Below are 16152 nucleotides of genomic sequence, written 5' to 3'. Positions count from 1 at the left end.
CGTTCCAACGCCTCTTAAATAGTCATTATATCAAATTTTCATTCAAAAAGAAGAAGCTGCCCTCTCCGACAGCCTCCAATTCATCATTAATAGATTCCCATTGCCGCAAGCACAATCGCTGCAGCAGTTGCAATAATCGGAATAACAATCCCGACAACCGCAATATCACGGTAGCTCTCTTTATGCGATAAGCCTGTGATGGTTAATAGCGTCAATACAGCCCCATTATGCGGAAGAACATCCAGTCCGCCGGATGATAAAGAGGCAATGCGGTGGAATGCTTCCGGATTAATGCCAGTCGCTTGTGAAATTTCAAAATATTGTTTTCCTAATGCTTCAAGAGCAATTCCCATTCCGCCTGATGCTGAACCTGTAGCACCAGCCAGCAGGTTGATCGCAACAGCTTCAGAGATCAGCGGGTTGCCTGGTATATTCATCAATAGCTCTGTAATCTTTTTAAAACCTGGAACAGCCTGTACAACTGTGCCAAATCCAACGGCAGCACTTGTATTGATGATGGCTGTAATCGACCCGGCTGCACCGCCGTTGATTGCTTTAACAAACCCTTTGATTTTCGTAATGTTCAATAACAAGATCAACATGATACCTGAAAGCAATGCTACCACGATATGCCAATCCAATAGATTAAGCGTTAATAATACCGTTAACAGTGGAAGCAGTGATAGAAAAACATTTGGTGCATGTTCTGAGACATCAAGCAGGCTGTTATCTTTTGGCTCCGTAAACACCTTGCCATTTTTCGCAAGCTGCTTTTGCCTATAAAGCAAATACCAATAACCGCCTGCACCCATAATCAACGCCGACACAATCCCCATAATGGGAGCTGCCATCGCATCTGTCTGGAAATATGGCATTGGAATAAGGTTCTGGATTTGCGGCGTTCCCGGAAGCGCTGTCATTGTGAACGTAAAGGAACCCAATGCAATCGTAGCTGGCATGATTCTCCGGCTAATATTTGCTTCTCTGAACAGTGATAAAGCAAGCGGATAAACCGCAAAGACCACAACGAACAAACTGATGCCGCCATATGTCAGCACACCGCAGGACAAAATGACACCAAGTATCGCACGTTTCGTCCCCATCCATTTGGAAAGAACAACAGCAATCGATTTAGCCATGCCTGTGTCTTCCATCAACTTACCGAAAATGGCGCTCAGCATAAAGACAGGAAACCATTGTTCCGCAAAATTAACAAACCCGCTCATATATGTGTTTGTATAGGCATCAAGCAGATCAAGTCCGCCTGTTAAAGCCACGACGCCTGCTGCAATTGGCGCGACCCAGATAATCGACCAGCCAAAGTAAGCCAAAACCATCAAGACAATTAACCCTAATATGATTCCAAACATCATTTCACCTCTTATGCAGTAGTTAATATGCGAGCATTTGCATAGACTGATTCTTATAGCGCGGACTATGCAACATGCCTGCATATCATTCTCATGTAGTTATATCCCGCATTAACGGGCAGTAAGAACCCCAGTTTAAGAGTTTGAATGCCAAAGATTGTTCTAAAATGGGGGATCAACTGCCCGTAAATGCCCGATTGGTTCAACTAACCATCAGTGAAAAACCGCCACTGATGGAAGTTTCACTTTATCCCGCATTAACGGGCAGTAAGAACCCCAGTTTAAGAGTTTGAGTGCCAAAGATTGTTCTAAATGGGGGATCAACTGCCCGTAAATGCCCGATTGGTTCAGCTAACCATCAGTGAAAAACCGTCACTGATGGAAGTTTCACTCTATTGAGCTGTGTATCCGCCATCCAGTACAACAGCCTGTCCTGTAACGCCTTTTGCTTTTTCACTCGCTAAGAATAAAGCATAATCAGCAATTTCCTGTACATCCAATAGGCGCTTTTGCGGTACAAGCGGGTAAAGGACTTCTTCTTTGACCTTTTCGACCGGTACATTGCGAGTTTTAGCCAAATCTTCAAACTGTCCCCGTACCAGCGGAGTATCAACATACCCAGGGCAAATTGCATTCACGGTGATATTATGGGCCGCGGTTTCAAGCGCCGCCACTTTAGTTAAGCCTATTACACCATGCTTGGCGCTGTTATATGCCGCTTTTCCGGCAAACCCTATCAGCCCATTGATGGATGCCATGTTGATAATACGGCCAAATCCCTGTTTCTTCATAATAGGAATCGCATGCTTCATCGCCACAAAAGGTGCAACCTGCATCACTTTAATCATGAATTCAAACTTCGCAGTCGGGAATTCTTCGATTGGTGACACATGCTGCAGACCTGCATTATTTAATAGAACGTCGAGTCTGCCATATTTCTCTACCGTCTGGTTAATTGCATTCTTAATATCCTCTTCACTTGTTACATCCACCTTGATTCCTAAGCAATCAAAGCCTTTATCTCTTAAAGACTTTGTAACTTCCTGAATCTTTTCATCATTAATATCAGTAAAAACCACTCTTGCCCCTTCATTTAAAAAGGCTTCTCCGATTTGGTAGCCAATTCCGCTTGCTGCACCTGTCACAAAAACAACTTGATTTACCATTTGCCCTTCCTCCTAAACTATCAATCTATTATTTTTCCAATTCAACAACACTTGCGACACCCATGCCCCCGCCGATACATAGAGCAGCAAGGCCATACCGGGAATTTCTGCGTTTCATTTCATGCAATAATGTAACAAGGACTCTCGCGCCGCTTGCACCAATTGGATGTCCCAGTGCAATCGCACCGCCATTTACATTGAGCTTCTCTCTTGGAATCTCAAGGTCTTGTCCCACCGCCAATGCCTGGGCTGCGAACGCTTCATTTGCTTCAACCAAATCCATGTCTTCCATTGAAAGACCTGCTTTTGCCAGCGCTTTTTTGGATGCAGGAATTGGTCCGATTCCCATAATTTTAGGGTCTACCCCGACTGATGCATTTCCTTTTAATACAGCTAATGGCTTAATGCCCAATTCCTCTGCTTTTTCCCTGCTCATAAGGACAAGTGCCGCTGCTCCGTCATTAATGCCTGAAGCGTTGCCGGCTGTCACAGAGCCTTCTTTTTTGAAAGCCGGCTTTAAACCGCTAAGCTTTTCTGCTGTTACCCCTGCACGCGGGAATTCATCTGTATCAAAGACAATGGGATCCCCTTTGCGCTGCGGGATTGCAACCGGAACAATTTCATCCTTGAATTTGCCTTCTTTTATGGCAGCATCAGCTTTTTGCTGGCTCCAAGCTGCAAATTCATCCTGTGACTCACGGGATAATTCATATTGATCTGCTATATTTTCAGCGGTAATACCCATATGACAGCTATTGATGGCACATTGAAGTCCATCATGAATCATGCTGTCAATCACTTTTCCGTCACCCATGCGGAAACCTGTACGCCCATCCATTAGCAGGTATGGTGCGAGACTCATATTTTCCATGCCGCCAGCAACAACGATATCTGCCTCTTGAAGCTGAATAGCCTGTGCTGCATAATGCACCGCTTTCAATCCGGATCCGCATAGCTTGTTAATTGTCGCAGCAGGAACTTCCTCAGGCAAGCCAGCCTTTAAAGCCGCCTGGCGGGCAGGCCCCTGTCCCAAACCCGCCTGAAGGACATTTCCCATGATCACTTCATCTACCTGATTTTCCTTCACTCCTGCTTGTTTAAGTGCTTCCTTTATAACAACAGCACCCAGCTCCGTTGCCGGTGTCTTGCTTAGTGTTCCCATAAAACTTCCGATCGCTGTTCTGACAGCGCTTACGATAACTGCTTCACGCATATTCAGTTCCTCCTATAAAACTAGTTTTGTAATGTAAATTCAGCTTCTGTTTTCTCGATAACGGTTTGCAGGTCAACACCCTCCTGGAGTTCAACCAAAACAAGGCCTTCTTCTGTCACCTTGAACACTGCGAGTTCTGTAATGATTAAGTCGACAACACCCTTGCCAGTAAGAGGCAGCCTGCATTCTTTCAAGATTTTAGGCGCTCCCTTTTTGGAACAATGCTCCATGGTCACAATCACTTTTTTCGCACCTGTCACAAGGTCCATGGCACCGCCCATTCCAGGCACCATTTTTCCAGGAATCATCCAGTTTGCAAGATTTCCTTGCTGGTCAACTTCAAGGCCCCCAAGAACCGTTACATCCACATGTCCGCCTCGGATTAATTGGAATGAATACGTACTATCAAAAAAAGCTCCGCCAGGATTAATCCCTGCAGGCTGCCCTCCGGCATTCACGATATCCGGCTCGACTTCCCCTCTAACCGGACCTAATCCAATGAAGCCGTTCTCAGATTGCAGGAAAACATTTACCCCTGCTTCCAGATAATTAGGGATCAGAGTCGGCAGCCCTATTCCAAGGTTTACAACATCTCCATCATGCAATTCCTTTGCTGCCCGCTCAGCAATAATTTCTTTAGCTGTTTTAGTCAAGATCATTTTACTTGCCTCCTTTGACAATCACTTTATCTACTATAATTCCCGGAGTGTCCACATCATGCGGGTCAATTTCGCCGACTTCAACGATCGCCTCTACTTCCGCAATAACTAAATCCGCTGCCATCACCATCATTGGATTGAAGTTCCTGGCAGATTGGTTATAAACGAGATTGCCAAGCTTATCAGCCTTCTTCGCTTTTATGATGGCAACTTCTGCACGGAGCGGCTTTTCCAGCAGATACTCGCGTCCATCCACCTCGATTTTCTGCTTTCCTTCTTCTACAACTGTACCGACACCAGTCGGGGTTAATATTCCGCCAAGACCTGACCCTCCGGCACGAACTCGCTCAGCAAGCGTCCCCTGAGGAACAAGCTCGACTTCCAAATCTCCCTGAATCATCTGCCTGCCCGTTTCCGGATTTGTCCCAATATGGGAAGCTATCAATTTATCTACTCGTTTATTGACAATTAATGGTCCAACACCTGTTTCTTCAGTCGCAGTGTCACTGGCAATCAACGTTAAACCGCTTACATTTGATTCCAAAAGGGCTGACACTAATAATTCCGAAGTTCCAATCCCCATAAAACCTCCGGACATGATGGTCATGCCATCTTTAAATATTTGCAAGAGCTCCTCATAAGATGTCATTTTACTCATTTATTGCACCCCTAGAATATTTGTCTGTTCTCACTATTGATACTTTGCAAGATACGTGCCAACTTTTTATGAAATAAACTTTTAAAACTACGAAAACGTTTTCTTAAACGGGTAAAAAATATTTAAAAATACTATTTTAAAGGCTTGAAGAATGAAAACGTTTTACTAGTTTTATTCCGTATATGCGGAATTTTCCGCTTTCCCGGAAAAATTTTTACCCTTTTTTCCGTATTTACGGAATTTAGTGTCTCTTCAAAAATTTAAATCACTTTATAAATTCACCCTGTCCTATTGCCCAATAAAAACGTATATAGAAGGTGAAAGGAGGTGATCAGCATGGCAGTTGCAAACATCATCGATTCTAAGCTTCGCCTGGTATTTGAAACCGGATTGGACGAGCAAGGCAAACCGGTACACAAGTCCAAAACTTACAGCAGCGTAAAGCAATCCGCAACGGCAGACCAGCTTTTCACAGTTGGGCAGGCAGTTGCATCTCTTTCCAATGATCCATTAGTTGCGCTTAACCGCAGCGACAGCTTCGAGATTATCGGCTAAAACATTCTATTAAAATCTTAATCTTATGAGGAGGTGAAACAGAATGGCAAAAACATTAGAATTGACTTTCCTATCTACAATGGGCAAGCCATCCAAACTAACCATTGATAATCCAGTTGAACCGATTAATCCAGCTGCTGTAAAGGCGGCGATGGATCAAATTATTGCTGCCAATGCATTTGACGGCAATGGCGGCGACTTTGTTCAAGCAAAAGAAGCCAGATTGCTTGAGCGCAACGTAACCGAATATGAATTAGCATAATGGCAAGAGGCCGGATTCTTTTGAACCCGGCCTTTTTTATAGGAAGTTTACTTATAGGATGCCAGTCCAGATGACCTGGCACCGGAAAGGAGCAGATACTATGGAACAGATGATCACATTGATTAGTGAGCTCGGCTTCCCGATTGTTGTCACGCTTTTCCTGCTGAACAGAATCGAAGCAAAGCTCGATGTGGTGGTATCGTCAATCCAGGGATTGCCGGATCGGTTGAGGGAATAGGCAGATAAAAAGCATCCTCCCTGTTTTTTTGAGAGGATGCTTTTTCGGCTAAGCTGAATACCGAATTTGCTGCTTTCCGTCTCATAATTTAAGACGGAAACATCATTTACCGGCTAACCGTTATTTTTCCTGCTTTGAAAATGAGCCCAGCCCAAAATCATAAATTTAGACCTTCAATCCCCCTCTTAGCGGATTATAAGGAGACAAGTCTATTTCTGTTTCATTATTTAAGGCTAGCTTTGCAGCAACACTACCAACATATGGCCCCATGGTAAGTCCAGAAGCTCCTAGTCCTGTAGCAATGACCAGCCCATCTGCTCCTGCCACTGTGCCAAGCAAAGGCAAAATATCAGAACCTGCCGGACGGAAACCGATTCTTACTTCCTTTAATGTACTGTCAGCTAAACCGGGAGCCACGTCTAATGCTTCCTCTAGAACTTCTTTTACTCCATATGCCGTTAGCCTATAGTCAAATCCAGAACCCGTTTCTCTAGTTGCTCCCACAACCACTTTTGAATGGTCAAAAGCTACAAGGTAATGACTGCTTTGAGGGAGCACCACTGGCCATTTAGAGGTATCCTCGTTTTTCATTTCCAGGTGGGCAATCTGGCCGCGCTGAGGCTCTATATTAAGGTCTACACCTACAGGAGCCAGCAGCTCTTTGGCCCATGCACCAGCCGTCACAATTACAGCATCAGCCGAAATAATGTCACCGTTAACTTTAACTCCTGTAACCTTATTATTCTGCAGTACAAGCTCCCCTTCCCCATAATGAGTCACTGCACCATGTTTTTGCGCTGCTTTTTGCATGGCGTCCCTTAATAACCTGCCATCCACTCTCGCTGCACCGGTTACATGAACTGCTTGCAAATCCTCACGAAGAGGAGGGAAAAGTTTTCGGGCTTCCTCTGCTTGCAATCTGCTAACTTCCCCTACTTCAGGTGTTTCTTCCTTTTTTTGACGGACTTTTTGCTCTATGGCATCTAGTTCTTCTGCATGGCTGCTGACTGCCAGGGCTCCTACCATTCCGTAACCAAAGCCCTCTTCTCCATCTTCTTTAAGATTGGCTATAAGTGAAGGATAGTAAAGGGCACCTTTTCTGGCTAATGTGTACCAGTCTTCATTTTCCACTCTGGAAATCCACGGACAGACAATCCCTGCGCCAGCTGCGGTTGCCTGTCCCTCATGTTCTTTATCTATAATAACTACCTCAGCACCTTCTCTTGAGAGGTAATAAGCTGCACTTGAACCTGCAATGCCGGAGCCAATTACTGCTACCTTCATTGTTTTTTCCTCCCCTCTTTATGCTTGGCGGAAACTTTTATTCTTCCGCAAAACTCTTTCCATTTAAATAATAGTCAGTTTCCCTAAATGCAGTAAATGCGACTTCTACCTCTGGTACCCCAAGTGACTGAACGTGGATGGCAACAATCTTCGCAAATTGATTTTGAACCTCTTTTCCCCGGTCAAACCATTTAACTTCTATAAATGGATAAGCTGACACTTCATTTTGGTTAAACACGAAAGTAGAGTTTACCACTTCCAATGTGAAATTGTCCTCCCCACAGAGACATAGTTCAGCTAAGTCTTTTACTAAAGGGGCACTTATCTCTTTTGTCTGATTAATTGAAATTCCTCAAAGAATAAATGCGGCATTTTACTTCCTCCAATGAGTTGCTGTTCCTTCTAGCCCGATCTCAAAATGAATTGATAAAAATTATAATATTATAACTTAATAGTGTTTCTCTTGCAGATCATCCAAACCTGCTCAGCGAATACCGGTCAATCGGGATGGATGTTTCCCCATCCAGTATTAACTCCGTTAATAGGGTTCCAATTAACGGAGAAAGTGTAACCCCGCTATGTGTTGCTGCCACATACAGATTTTCGAAGCCAGGCACTCTCCCGAGAATCGGAAACCCGTCTTCTGGCATGGCACGAATTCCTGAGAAAGCACGGACAATCTTGGCTTTTCTTAATGCAGGAACATAGTGAACTGCCATATTAGCCGTTTCCTGGATAACATCGAGCGTTGTCGCCCGGTTAAACCCTGCCTGCTCCATGGAGTATCCCATTAGCACTTCACCATTGTTCGCCTGCCTTAGCCCGCTGATAGTAAAATTCAGAAACGGCTTCAATGGTTCCGATACGAGAATCTGCCCTCTTAACTGATTGACCGGAATCTTAATCCCAAGCATTTCCCCTAATTCCCGTGACCAGGTTCCGCCAGCCAGTATGAGGTTTTTGCAAACATAGGTCGCCTGATCAGAAACAACCACATATTTACCTTCCTGCTTCTTAATATCAGTGACTTTATTGTAAGTTGAAAAATGAACGGCATTTTTCTTTGAAGCCCTCATATACATATCAATCAGCCGAAAGGGATTTACATTGCCATCAATGGAGCTGTAAGTGGCTCCAGCGACTTCCGGGTTCATATAGGGTTCTTTTTCGAGGACCTCTTCCCTTGATAGCACTTTAATCTTTATGCCGATTTTGCGATAGGATTCAGCAAGCTGCTTTGCTTTTTCCCGGTCGCTTTCATTGAAAAACGGCGACAGACCTCCTGTACGCTTGTATTCAACATCACCAATTTTTTTAGATAAATAGGGATAGAGTTCAGCGCTGTACATATTGAACTCCGCATACCAGGAAGGGGTTTTATTATGTACCCACACCCAGGCCTGGGTCGATCCGGATGTGCCTGACATGGGGTATTTTTTATCGAGCACAAGCACGCCCTCTTTGTATCGTTCGGAAAGGTGATAGGCAATCCCGTTGCCCACTACTCCTCCTCCTATCACGATCGTTTCATAGCTTGTATCCACTTATCTCACCTTCCCATCCTCTATTTCCACCTCATCCAAGACCGACTTGACTGTGGAAAAGGCTGTGCTGTTTGTAGCTAAAGTCTCAAGCTTGATCGGTGATAGCGGCATCCGCATCCTTGGCAATGGAATCTCGGAAAGGGGTAAACCTGTTTGTTTGCGAATGATCTCTGCCACCAGTCCCGTGCAGATTTTTGCCTGGCACGGCCCCATCCCGCAGCGTGTAAGCCTTTTAACGTCATCAAAAGTTCTACCGCCATGACCTATGACTTCTTCAACCTCTTCATAGCTGATTTCTTCGCATCGGCATATAATCGTTGTTTTATCCACCTTGTTCACCTTCTAGCCTCTTTTTCTATTTAAACTAAGAGATAAATTGATCCTTCAGCACTGGAGCTGTAAAATTCGCAACATGCTTCGTTCTTCCTTTGAAAACATCCTCAGATTCCAGAAGCTCAAGCTCTTTCCACAAGCCTTCTCTTATTTCCTCTGCTTCCCTTCCGCTGGCTGCCTGCAGTTCTTCACAAACACTGATGCCGGCTATCATGCCTGTGAGAAGCAATGCACCCTGATCACTGATGCCGCCGGAATTGCCTGCTAAAAATACATCTTTCCTGTCTGTTTTAAACTGGCGATTATATTGCGGAACCCATCCGCCAAGCTCTTCCTGATAGCCAAACGAACAGCCAAGCTGGTAAAACATATCTAGTATCGGTGATCTTCCCCCATCAATGCATATCACATCTGCCCTTATCGTTACGGTTTTTCCAGTCCCTTCAATATCGACTTCCTCCACCTGTCCATTCCCTCTTGCCTCTTTAATAAAGCTATTAAAATAAAAAGGTATTCCTTGTTCCTTCAACACATCTGCTTTTTCCCGATTTCTGGAAGCAGCCGGAGGGTTTTTCTCGACGATTCCCTTAACTTCTACGCCAACGGCCAATAGCTGACAGGCAACATCAAGGGCAAAATCGCTTGAACCTGCAATCACTGCTTCTTTGCCAGGCATCACAAAGTCCCGGTTTATTAGTGTTTGTGCAGCACCAATTGTCATTACACCTGGAAGGGTCCATTTTGGAAAAGCAACTGCCTTTTCAGCTGCACCTGTGGCAGCAATGATTTTTTTGGCTTTTACTGGATACACCTTTTCTTCATCAGAAATGCCCGCACTGCCATCTGCATACAGCCCGATAACGCGATGATTTAAAAGTATGCCTGCCGGAAACTCTTTTAGTTGTTCAGTTAATGCATTTGCCAATTCAAATCCGCGCATCGGCTGATAGATGGAAGGCAGAGGCCGAATCAGCTGTGTTTGCTGGCAAAGCTGTCCGCCAAGCGAGGAAGATTCATCGACGATTGTGACATTTAATCCCCTAGATGCTGGTTCTATTGCAGCGGCAAGGCCAGCAGGTCCTCCACCTATGATTAGAACGTCAGTCTCCATGCTGTTCCCTCCTTACCTCAGGGTCTTCCAGATTTGGATAAACGCTCATTCCTTCTTCAACCTTTGTCATGCAGGTGCGTACATGATCTTCTCCATCAACCGTCATATAGCAGCTGCAGCATCGTCCGCGCGAGCAAAACAAACCTCTTGATTGGACCAGCTTTCTGCTTAATCCAAATTTCTTTACTCCATTCGCCATTAAAGCGGCAGCAACTGTCTGCTGTTTATAGGCTTGATAGGGGTCATCATTGAAGTAGAAGGTTACAGATTCTTTCAGCTGCTTCCCGAGGACGGGATGATTCTCAATATGCATAAACCCACCTCTTCTTTAATTTTTCGAGGAAAACACTTTTCCCACGCCTAGTACTCTTTCAATCACAATCATTAAGGCCACGGTAAATAGAATCATAATGCTTGATACAGATGTAATGATCGGATCATATTGATATTGCATGTAAGTATAGATGCGTACCGGAAGGGTCACAACGTCCGTACTTACAATAAATAGAGCGACTGTTAGATCATCAAAAGAAGTAATAAAGGCAAAGATTGCACCTGCGATAACGCCTGATTTAATAATCGGGAGGGTGATTTGAAAGAATACTTTCATTGGGTCCGCTCCCAGGTTCATAGCTGCCTGTTCAATCGAACGGTCAAATCCTACTAAGCTGGCAACCACCAGCCGCATCACAAATGGCACAGTTAAAATAATATGCCCCAGGATTAACGCAAGCGGGCTGGCCGCTAATCCAATCCATGAATAAAACTGCAAAAGGGCAACCCCAAACACGACTGAAGGAATCAATAGCGGTGATCCAACTAGTTGAACTATGGCTGTTTTCCCTTTAAACTGGCGCCGGACAACAGCGATGGAAGCAAGGGTGCCAATAGCAGTTGCAATGATCGCAGTTCCAAACGCAACCATAATACTAAGCGAAAAAGACTGCATAAATTCCGGGTGTTCAATTAATTCTGTATACCATCTGAGAGTCAGTCCTTTTGGAGGAAACACAATGTATTCTGTTGTGGTTAAGGAAGACAGCAATACAACAACAATCGGTGCCAGCAAAAAGATATAGACTAATAAACAAACAAAGTTAAAGAAATATTTCGGCAGCCTTTTGCTCATTGTATTGCCACTCCTTTCTCTGACCTTGCAAGTATTTTACTGTAAGCAATGATGGTAATTGTCGCAATCAAAATCAATAGGAATCCAATTGCTCCTCCATACGGCCAGTTCAGCATGACGGCTACCTGTTCATACGTTAAATAGGACATGACTTTTACCTGCGGACCACCCAAAATGGCCGGTGTGACAAAGGAGCTGACGCTTAAAGAGAACACCATGACAGATCCGGCAAAGACGCCTGGCAGAGTTAGCGGAAGCAATATGGAAAAGAAAGTTCTGAAGGAGCTGGCCCCGAGATTTTGCGAGGCTCTGATGACAGAAGGATCTATTTTTTCCAGCGAGCCCATGATGCTTAGCACCATGTATGGAAAGAGGACATGCACCATGCCGATAACAACACTTAATTCGGTATATAAGAGGGTTAAGGGCTGATCAATCCAGCCAAGCTTTAATAAAGCATTATTGACTACCCCGTTATTGGATAACAGAATCACCCATCCATAGCAGCGGATGACCATGCTGATCAACAGTGGAGATAATACTAGCAGCGTTAGATAATTTCTAGCCCTCCCCTTAGATCTTGATATCTGAAAAGCTACCGGATATGAAATAATAATCGTAATCAGCGTAGTTAATAGAGCGATTTTTACAGTCCGCCAAACCACTCCCAGGTAAAAGGGGTCTGACATGAATTTAATGTAGTTTTGGAGTGTCCACTCCTCCCCTACCCCAGTGCTGGCGTCAAATGTTTTAAAGCTGGTCATGAAAAGAAAAAACAAAGGAAGCATGAAGAAAAAGATAAAGATGCCAAGAGTCGGCAGCAATAGCAGCCAAGTGTCAAGCCGTTTCCTTTTTAAATTCTTTTTCTTCTGCTGAAGCAGCAAATCATCTTCTGTACCGATTCCGGCTTGCATTCATTATCACCTCACCATTCTAGAAGGCAGCAGATCTTCAGGATTCCAATACGTATAGACGCTGTTTCCTTCTTTAATTTGGGCCGGATTCAAGACGGTATTTGAGATATCTGCAACAAGATGCTTATCCTGCACCTTCAAAATATATCTTGTCTTGGCACCCAGGAACATTTTCCGCTCCACTTTCGTTTGGAAAGCCTCATTCCTTTCTTTCGATTCTGCTAACGAGATTTGTATTTTTTCTGGCCTGATAAAAAAGTTCATTTCTGAATGGTTTGCTGAGGCTACTGAAACAATTTGTTCCTTACCGAAAAAGTGCATTTTACACTTTTTATTATCATAAGCTTCCAATACCTTTCCCTGAATATGATTTACTTCGCCAATGAACTGGGAAACAAAGTCTGTCTTTGGATGATTATAAATGCTTGCAGGATCATCCACCTGCTCAATTCTTCCCTCATACATAACAGCAATCCGGTCCGATATCGCGAGTGCTTCTTCCTGGTCATGCGTGACAAAAATGGTCGTAATGCCTACTTGCTTTTGAATTTCTACTATTTCTTCCCGCATTTCCTGGCGCAGCTTCGCATCAAGATTGCTCAATGGCTCATCCAGGAGCAGCACTTTTGGCTTAATCACAAGGGCCCTGGCAAGTGATACCCGCTGCTGCTGCCCGCCGGATAATTCCTTTGGATAACGTTTTTCATAGCCTGATAAACGGACCATCTCAAGGGCTTCAAGGACCCGCTTGTTTATTTCATTCCTCTGAACCTTACGCAGCTTAAGCCCGTATGCTACATTTTCGAAAACCGTCATGTGCGGAAACAAAGCATAGTTTTGAAAAACCATACCCATTTCTCTTTTATTTGGAGGAAGCAGGTGAACGGGCTTGCCGTCCACCTCAATTTTCCCGCCATCCACTTCCAAAAATCCTGCGATCATATTCAAAGTGGTGGTCTTTCCACAGCCTGATGGTCCGAGAAAGGAGACCAGTTCCCCTTTTTGAATATCGAGACTGAGCTTTTTCACTACTTCTGTTTTATTAAAGGTTTTAACGACATTTTCAAGGCTTAAGTAACTCATCTTTTCCCCTCTTCCTTAATGGGCTACTTCGATTTCTTTATTGGCCCGTTCTGTCCACTCTGCCCGTTTGGCATTTACGACTTCCCAATTTACTTTGATTAATTTTTCTATTTCGTCTTCGCCATAAACCACCTTATCAGCAATGTTACCTTCAAGCTTTACATTTTTATTAACAGGGCCATCAAAAAGGGAATTTGCAAATAAAATCTGTGCTTCTTCATCAAGAATAAAATTAACAAACTCCTGGGCAAGTTCGGCATTTGGGGCATCCTTTATAACACTTACCGTTGCCATTAATGCCGGCACACCTTCTTCCGGAATGACATACTCAATTGGGAATCCGGTATCTTGAAGCGTGAATACCCGGCTGCTTCCCCAGGCGCTTGCAACTGTCTGGCCTTGCATAAAATAGTTGGAGACATCTGCCGTTTTATCAAAAGTTACAGCATTCTGTGCAATCTCTTTTAATTTTTCAAAGCCCGGTTCAATGTTTTCCTCACTTCCTCCATTCGCAATCGCAGTCATCAAAAGGAAATGAACACCGTACGTATTCGCTATAGATGGCAGTACAAGCTTTCCTTTAAACTTCGGATCAGCCAAATCATTCCACGATGTCAGCGGCTCCCAGCCATTCTGTTCGAATACTTCTTTGTTGTAGGCCAATCCTGTTGAAATGATTCCAAATCCAACACCTACGTTGTCTTTGTCTTTCGCAATATCATATACATTCTCTAGATTCGTAACAATACTCTCATCAAGCGGTGCCAGCAATCCAAACGCTTTTGCCTGTGCTTGTGGGCCATCATCCAGGAATGCGACATCAATTTGCGGGTTATCCTTCTGTGCCTGGAGCTTTGATAGAGTATCAACAGAGCTGCCTGTAATATACTTCACCTTCACGCCATGTTCTTTTTCGAACTTCGGTATCAAAACTTCTTTCATTTTTTGTTCATAGCTGCCTCCATATGCTGCAAGGACAAGTGTTTTCCCTTCGCTGTTTCCTGATTCTTCATCTGCAGAACTTCCTGTTTGGCCGCTGCACCCCGCAGCAATGACAAGCAACAAACAAAGCCATACGAATAGATAAGCTTTCTTTTTCATTCTCCATTTCCCCCTCGCTATTTTTTCATACTTATACAAAAGGAGCTGTTCTAAGATGAAGAGTCAACAATAAAGGAATCCCCCCTTTATATAGTGAATCAATCTATTTCAATGATTGATTATTAACAATATTCAGTAATTTAAAATTAAAAATATAATATTATAACTTTATATCTTTTATGTTTTTAAAGAGGTCCTCTTTAAAGAGACCTTTTTTATAATTGGACCTCCGTATAATAAACCTCTTTATCATCTCGAATGTAGAATTTTGAGTATTCGATAATGTCTTCTTGCTTCGTATAGGTAATCCGTTCCCATTCAAATACAGCGGTTCCCGGCTCCACTTGAAGCAGTTTGGATTGATTCTTTGGAAGGATATACGGCCTAATAAACACCTTGGCTCTGACCAGTGAAATATGGAATCTGTTTTTTAATAGGTTAAAGATCAGGTCATTATTAATATCATCAGGTGTGAGCCCCGGGCACCTATCTGCAGGAAGGTACGTATATTCCAAAGCTAATGGATCGTTGTTTTCTATTTTTAATCTCTCAATTTTGATCACTTCATCTGCAGAATCAATTTTGAGTTTCTGGGCAATTTCAGCGCCTGCTGCTTCATATTTAAAACTGAGCAGCTCGTGGGGATGCTCCTGATCTGAACCGGTGGAAAGGGCTATTATTGAATTAAGGTCCTGTTCCTTTGCAGCGCCTGAAACAAAAGTCCCCTTCCCTCTTTGCCTAAAAAGGTAGCCTTTATTTACAAGCTCAATCACTGCTCTTTTAACCGTAATAGTGCTGACTTCAAAAAGATCGGATAATTCCTGTTCTGTCGGAAGCTGCCTTCCGACTTCCCACTGGCCGGCAATGATTTTTTCTTCTAAAATCTTCTCTACTTGTCTATAGAGAGGGATATGTAAACTTTTATCTATCTGCATTTTCTTCTCCCTTTAATATAATGTTATAACTTTATAATTATTAATAATTTAACGATAATCAAGATAGTTGTCAATATTTTTTGAAAATTTATTCATTAAAAATTGGGCGAGGAAATTGAAATGACCGCTTATACCTCTAGCTTTCCAATTCTAAAATTTTTTTGAACAGCTGCATTAATCCTATTATTAACGTAAAAATTCAGTAATATTGATAGGACGCGAACTGACCGATATATGATTATTTTGACTGATAAATATGGAAATTTGACCAATATTGATGCTAGACTAAAAAACGGACACGGTAAATTGACACTTTCGTTATAATGATTAACAAAGAACAATTAAAGGACGTGTCTAAATGGGGAAGCATTTTGATCTCGAATACAAAATACAGATTGCACAAATGGTCGTAGAAGATGGTAAAAAAGCAACTCAATTAGCGAGAGACCTAGATATTCCAGTCGGAACCATTAGGAACTGGGTTGATGCATACAAGAAAAAGAGTCAAAAGGGTTTCGTGGGGAGTGGCAATACGTCCCCTGAAATAAAGCCCTACAAGGACCTTCAAAAAGAAAATACAGACTTGAAACAAGAGGT

At 43.3% G+C, this 16152-nt stretch carries 20 protein-coding genes; 4 read left to right on the top strand and 16 right to left on the bottom strand.

The features are described 5' to 3' along the window. Positions 1–86: 86 nt before the first annotated feature. The 5 genes from L634_RS0117760 to atoD all read right to left on the bottom strand — a co-directional run bounded on the left by L634_RS0117760 (position 87) and on the right by atoD (position 5066). Positions 87–1370: a GntP family permease gene (locus L634_RS0117760; RefSeq protein WP_026583617.1), complete on the bottom strand. Its 1284-nt coding sequence runs from the start codon at positions 1368–1370 to the stop codon at positions 87–89. Between the two features lie 392 nt (positions 1371–1762). Further along, positions 1763–2536, bottom strand: coding sequence for a 3-hydroxybutyrate dehydrogenase (locus tag L634_RS0117755; protein ID WP_026583616.1), 774 nt, complete (start codon positions 2534–2536; stop codon positions 1763–1765). 28 nt (positions 2537–2564) lie between these two features. Then, positions 2565–3749: an acetyl-CoA C-acetyltransferase gene (locus L634_RS0117750; protein ID WP_026583615.1), complete on the bottom strand. Its 1185-nt coding sequence runs from the start codon at positions 3747–3749 to the stop codon at positions 2565–2567. Between the two features lie 20 nt (positions 3750–3769). Beyond that, entirely contained in the window at positions 3770–4408 is a 639-nt protein-coding gene (locus L634_RS31345) for a 3-oxoacid CoA-transferase subunit B (RefSeq protein WP_034262849.1), read from the bottom strand. Position 4409: 1 nt separating this feature from the next. Further along, positions 4410–5066, bottom strand: coding sequence for an acetate CoA-transferase subunit alpha (atoD, locus tag L634_RS0117740; protein ID WP_026583614.1), 657 nt, complete (start codon positions 5064–5066; stop codon positions 4410–4412). 336 nt (positions 5067–5402) lie between these two features. Here atoD and L634_RS0117735 point away from each other — a divergent pair, with 336 nt between their 5' ends. The 3 genes from L634_RS0117735 (at position 5403) to L634_RS0117725 (ending at position 6121) form a co-directional block, all read left to right on the top strand. After that, positions 5403–5621, top strand: coding sequence for a DUF1659 domain-containing protein (locus L634_RS0117735; RefSeq protein WP_026583613.1), 219 nt, complete (start codon positions 5403–5405; stop codon positions 5619–5621). 43 nt (positions 5622–5664) lie between these two features. Then, positions 5665–5883 carry a DUF2922 domain-containing protein gene (locus L634_RS0117730; RefSeq protein ID WP_026583612.1) on the top strand — a complete coding sequence of 73 codons (219 nt, stop codon included), beginning with the start codon at positions 5665–5667 and terminating at the stop codon, positions 5881–5883. Positions 5884–5983: 100 nt separating this feature from the next. Continuing rightward, the gene (locus L634_RS0117725) at positions 5984–6121 is read left to right on the top strand and encodes a YvrJ family protein (protein ID WP_026583611.1); all 138 of its coding nucleotides are present in this window, start codon (positions 5984–5986) and stop codon (positions 6119–6121) included. A 165-nt stretch (positions 6122–6286) separates the two neighbouring features. On the opposite strand, the gene L634_RS0117720 is transcribed toward L634_RS0117725, so the two are convergent. The 11 genes from L634_RS0117720 to L634_RS0117670 form a co-directional block, all read right to left on the bottom strand. Then, the gene (locus tag L634_RS0117720; RefSeq protein ID WP_026583610.1) at positions 6287–7405 is read right to left on the bottom strand and encodes an NAD(P)/FAD-dependent oxidoreductase; all 1119 of its coding nucleotides are present in this window, start codon (positions 7403–7405) and stop codon (positions 6287–6289) included. Between the two features lie 37 nt (positions 7406–7442). Beyond that, the gene (locus L634_RS31340) at positions 7443–7730 is read right to left on the bottom strand and encodes a DUF1904 family protein (RefSeq protein WP_442852709.1); all 288 of its coding nucleotides are present in this window, start codon (positions 7728–7730) and stop codon (positions 7443–7445) included. Positions 7731–7875: 145 nt separating this feature from the next. After that, on the bottom strand, positions 7876–8949 hold the full coding sequence (locus L634_RS0117710) for an NAD(P)/FAD-dependent oxidoreductase (protein WP_026583609.1): 1074 nt from the start codon (positions 8947–8949) through the stop codon (positions 7876–7878). Continuing rightward, a complete protein-coding gene (locus L634_RS0117705; protein WP_232233789.1) occupies positions 8950–9288 on the bottom strand; it encodes a (2Fe-2S)-binding protein in 339 nt (112 codons plus the stop codon). Between the two features lie 25 nt (positions 9289–9313). After that, positions 9314–10393, bottom strand: coding sequence for an NAD(P)/FAD-dependent oxidoreductase (locus L634_RS0117700; protein WP_026583607.1), 1080 nt, complete (start codon positions 10391–10393; stop codon positions 9314–9316). Then, positions 10383–10706, bottom strand: coding sequence for a (2Fe-2S)-binding protein (locus tag L634_RS0117695; RefSeq protein ID WP_026583606.1), 324 nt, complete (start codon positions 10704–10706; stop codon positions 10383–10385). Before L634_RS0117695 ends, L634_RS0117700 begins: the two co-directional genes overlap by 11 nt. A 15-nt stretch (positions 10707–10721) precedes the next feature. Further along, positions 10722–11522: an ABC transporter permease gene (locus tag L634_RS0117690; RefSeq protein ID WP_026583605.1), complete on the bottom strand. Its 801-nt coding sequence runs from the start codon at positions 11520–11522 to the stop codon at positions 10722–10724. Next, a complete protein-coding gene (locus tag L634_RS0117685) occupies positions 11519–12436 on the bottom strand; it encodes an ABC transporter permease (RefSeq protein WP_026583604.1) in 918 nt (305 codons plus the stop codon). Before L634_RS0117685 ends, L634_RS0117690 begins: the two co-directional genes overlap by 4 nt. Positions 12437–12442: 6 nt before the next feature. Next, positions 12443–13519, bottom strand: coding sequence for an ABC transporter ATP-binding protein (locus L634_RS0117680; protein WP_026583603.1), 1077 nt, complete (start codon positions 13517–13519; stop codon positions 12443–12445). 15 nt (positions 13520–13534) lie between these two features. Next, complete coding sequence (locus L634_RS0117675; RefSeq protein WP_026583602.1) at positions 13535–14620, bottom strand: ABC transporter substrate-binding protein; 1086 nt, start codon at positions 14618–14620, stop codon at positions 13535–13537. Positions 14621–14835: 215 nt separating this feature from the next. After that, on the bottom strand, positions 14836–15555 hold the full coding sequence (locus tag L634_RS0117670) for a GntR family transcriptional regulator (protein WP_026583601.1): 720 nt from the start codon (positions 15553–15555) through the stop codon (positions 14836–14838). Between the two features lie 358 nt (positions 15556–15913). Between L634_RS0117670 and L634_RS0117665 the strand changes: the two genes are divergently transcribed. Beyond that, on the top strand, positions 15914–16152 hold a 239-nt coding region (locus tag L634_RS0117665; protein ID WP_026583600.1), incomplete at its 3' end, for a transposase.

Source organism: Bacillus sp. J33 (genome assembly GCF_000518885.1).
Taxonomy (GTDB): domain Bacteria; phylum Bacillota; class Bacilli; order Bacillales; family Cytobacillaceae; genus Cytobacillus.
This window is presented reverse-complemented; position numbering and strand designations above follow the sequence as displayed.

Excerpts from the sequence above, each read along its gene's own strand:
- L634_RS0117670 (WP_026583601.1), bottom strand. The coding sequence starts at position 15,555 with ATGCAGATAGATAAAAGTTTACATATCCCTCTCTATAGACAAGTAGAG.
- L634_RS0117700 (WP_026583607.1), bottom strand. The coding sequence starts at position 10,393 with ATGGAGACTGACGTTCTAATCATAGGTGGAGGACCTGCTGGCCTTGCC.
- L634_RS0117730 (WP_026583612.1), top strand. The coding sequence starts at position 5,665 with ATGGCAAAAACATTAGAATTGACTTTCCTATCTACAATGGGCAAGCCA.
- L634_RS0117760 (WP_026583617.1), bottom strand. The coding sequence starts at position 1,370 with ATGTTTGGAATCATATTAGGGTTAATTGTCTTGATGGTTTTGGCTTAC.
- L634_RS0117695 (WP_026583606.1), bottom strand. The coding sequence starts at position 10,706 with ATGCATATTGAGAATCATCCCGTCCTCGGGAAGCAGCTGAAAGAATCT.
- L634_RS0117720 (WP_026583610.1), bottom strand. The coding sequence starts at position 7,405 with ATGAAGGTAGCAGTAATTGGCTCCGGCATTGCAGGTTCAAGTGCAGCT.
- L634_RS0117690 (WP_026583605.1), bottom strand. The coding sequence starts at position 11,522 with ATGAGCAAAAGGCTGCCGAAATATTTCTTTAACTTTGTTTGTTTATTA.
- L634_RS0117735 (WP_026583613.1), top strand. The coding sequence starts at position 5,403 with ATGGCAGTTGCAAACATCATCGATTCTAAGCTTCGCCTGGTATTTGAA.
- atoD (WP_026583614.1), bottom strand. The coding sequence starts at position 5,066 with ATGAGTAAAATGACATCTTATGAGGAGCTCTTGCAAATATTTAAAGAT.
- L634_RS0117750 (WP_026583615.1), bottom strand. The coding sequence starts at position 3,749 with ATGCGTGAAGCAGTTATCGTAAGCGCTGTCAGAACAGCGATCGGAAGT.
- L634_RS0117755 (WP_026583616.1), bottom strand. The coding sequence starts at position 2,536 with ATGGTAAATCAAGTTGTTTTTGTGACAGGTGCAGCAAGCGGAATTGGC.
- L634_RS0117685 (WP_026583604.1), bottom strand. The coding sequence starts at position 12,436 with ATGCAAGCCGGAATCGGTACAGAAGATGATTTGCTGCTTCAGCAGAAG.
- L634_RS0117680 (WP_026583603.1), bottom strand. The coding sequence starts at position 13,519 with ATGAGTTACTTAAGCCTTGAAAATGTCGTTAAAACCTTTAATAAAACA.
- L634_RS0117675 (WP_026583602.1), bottom strand. The coding sequence starts at position 14,620 with ATGAAAAAGAAAGCTTATCTATTCGTATGGCTTTGTTTGTTGCTTGTC.
- L634_RS0117725 (WP_026583611.1), top strand. The coding sequence starts at position 5,984 with ATGGAACAGATGATCACATTGATTAGTGAGCTCGGCTTCCCGATTGTT.
- L634_RS31345 (WP_034262849.1), bottom strand. The coding sequence starts at position 4,408 with ATGATCTTGACTAAAACAGCTAAAGAAATTATTGCTGAGCGGGCAGCA.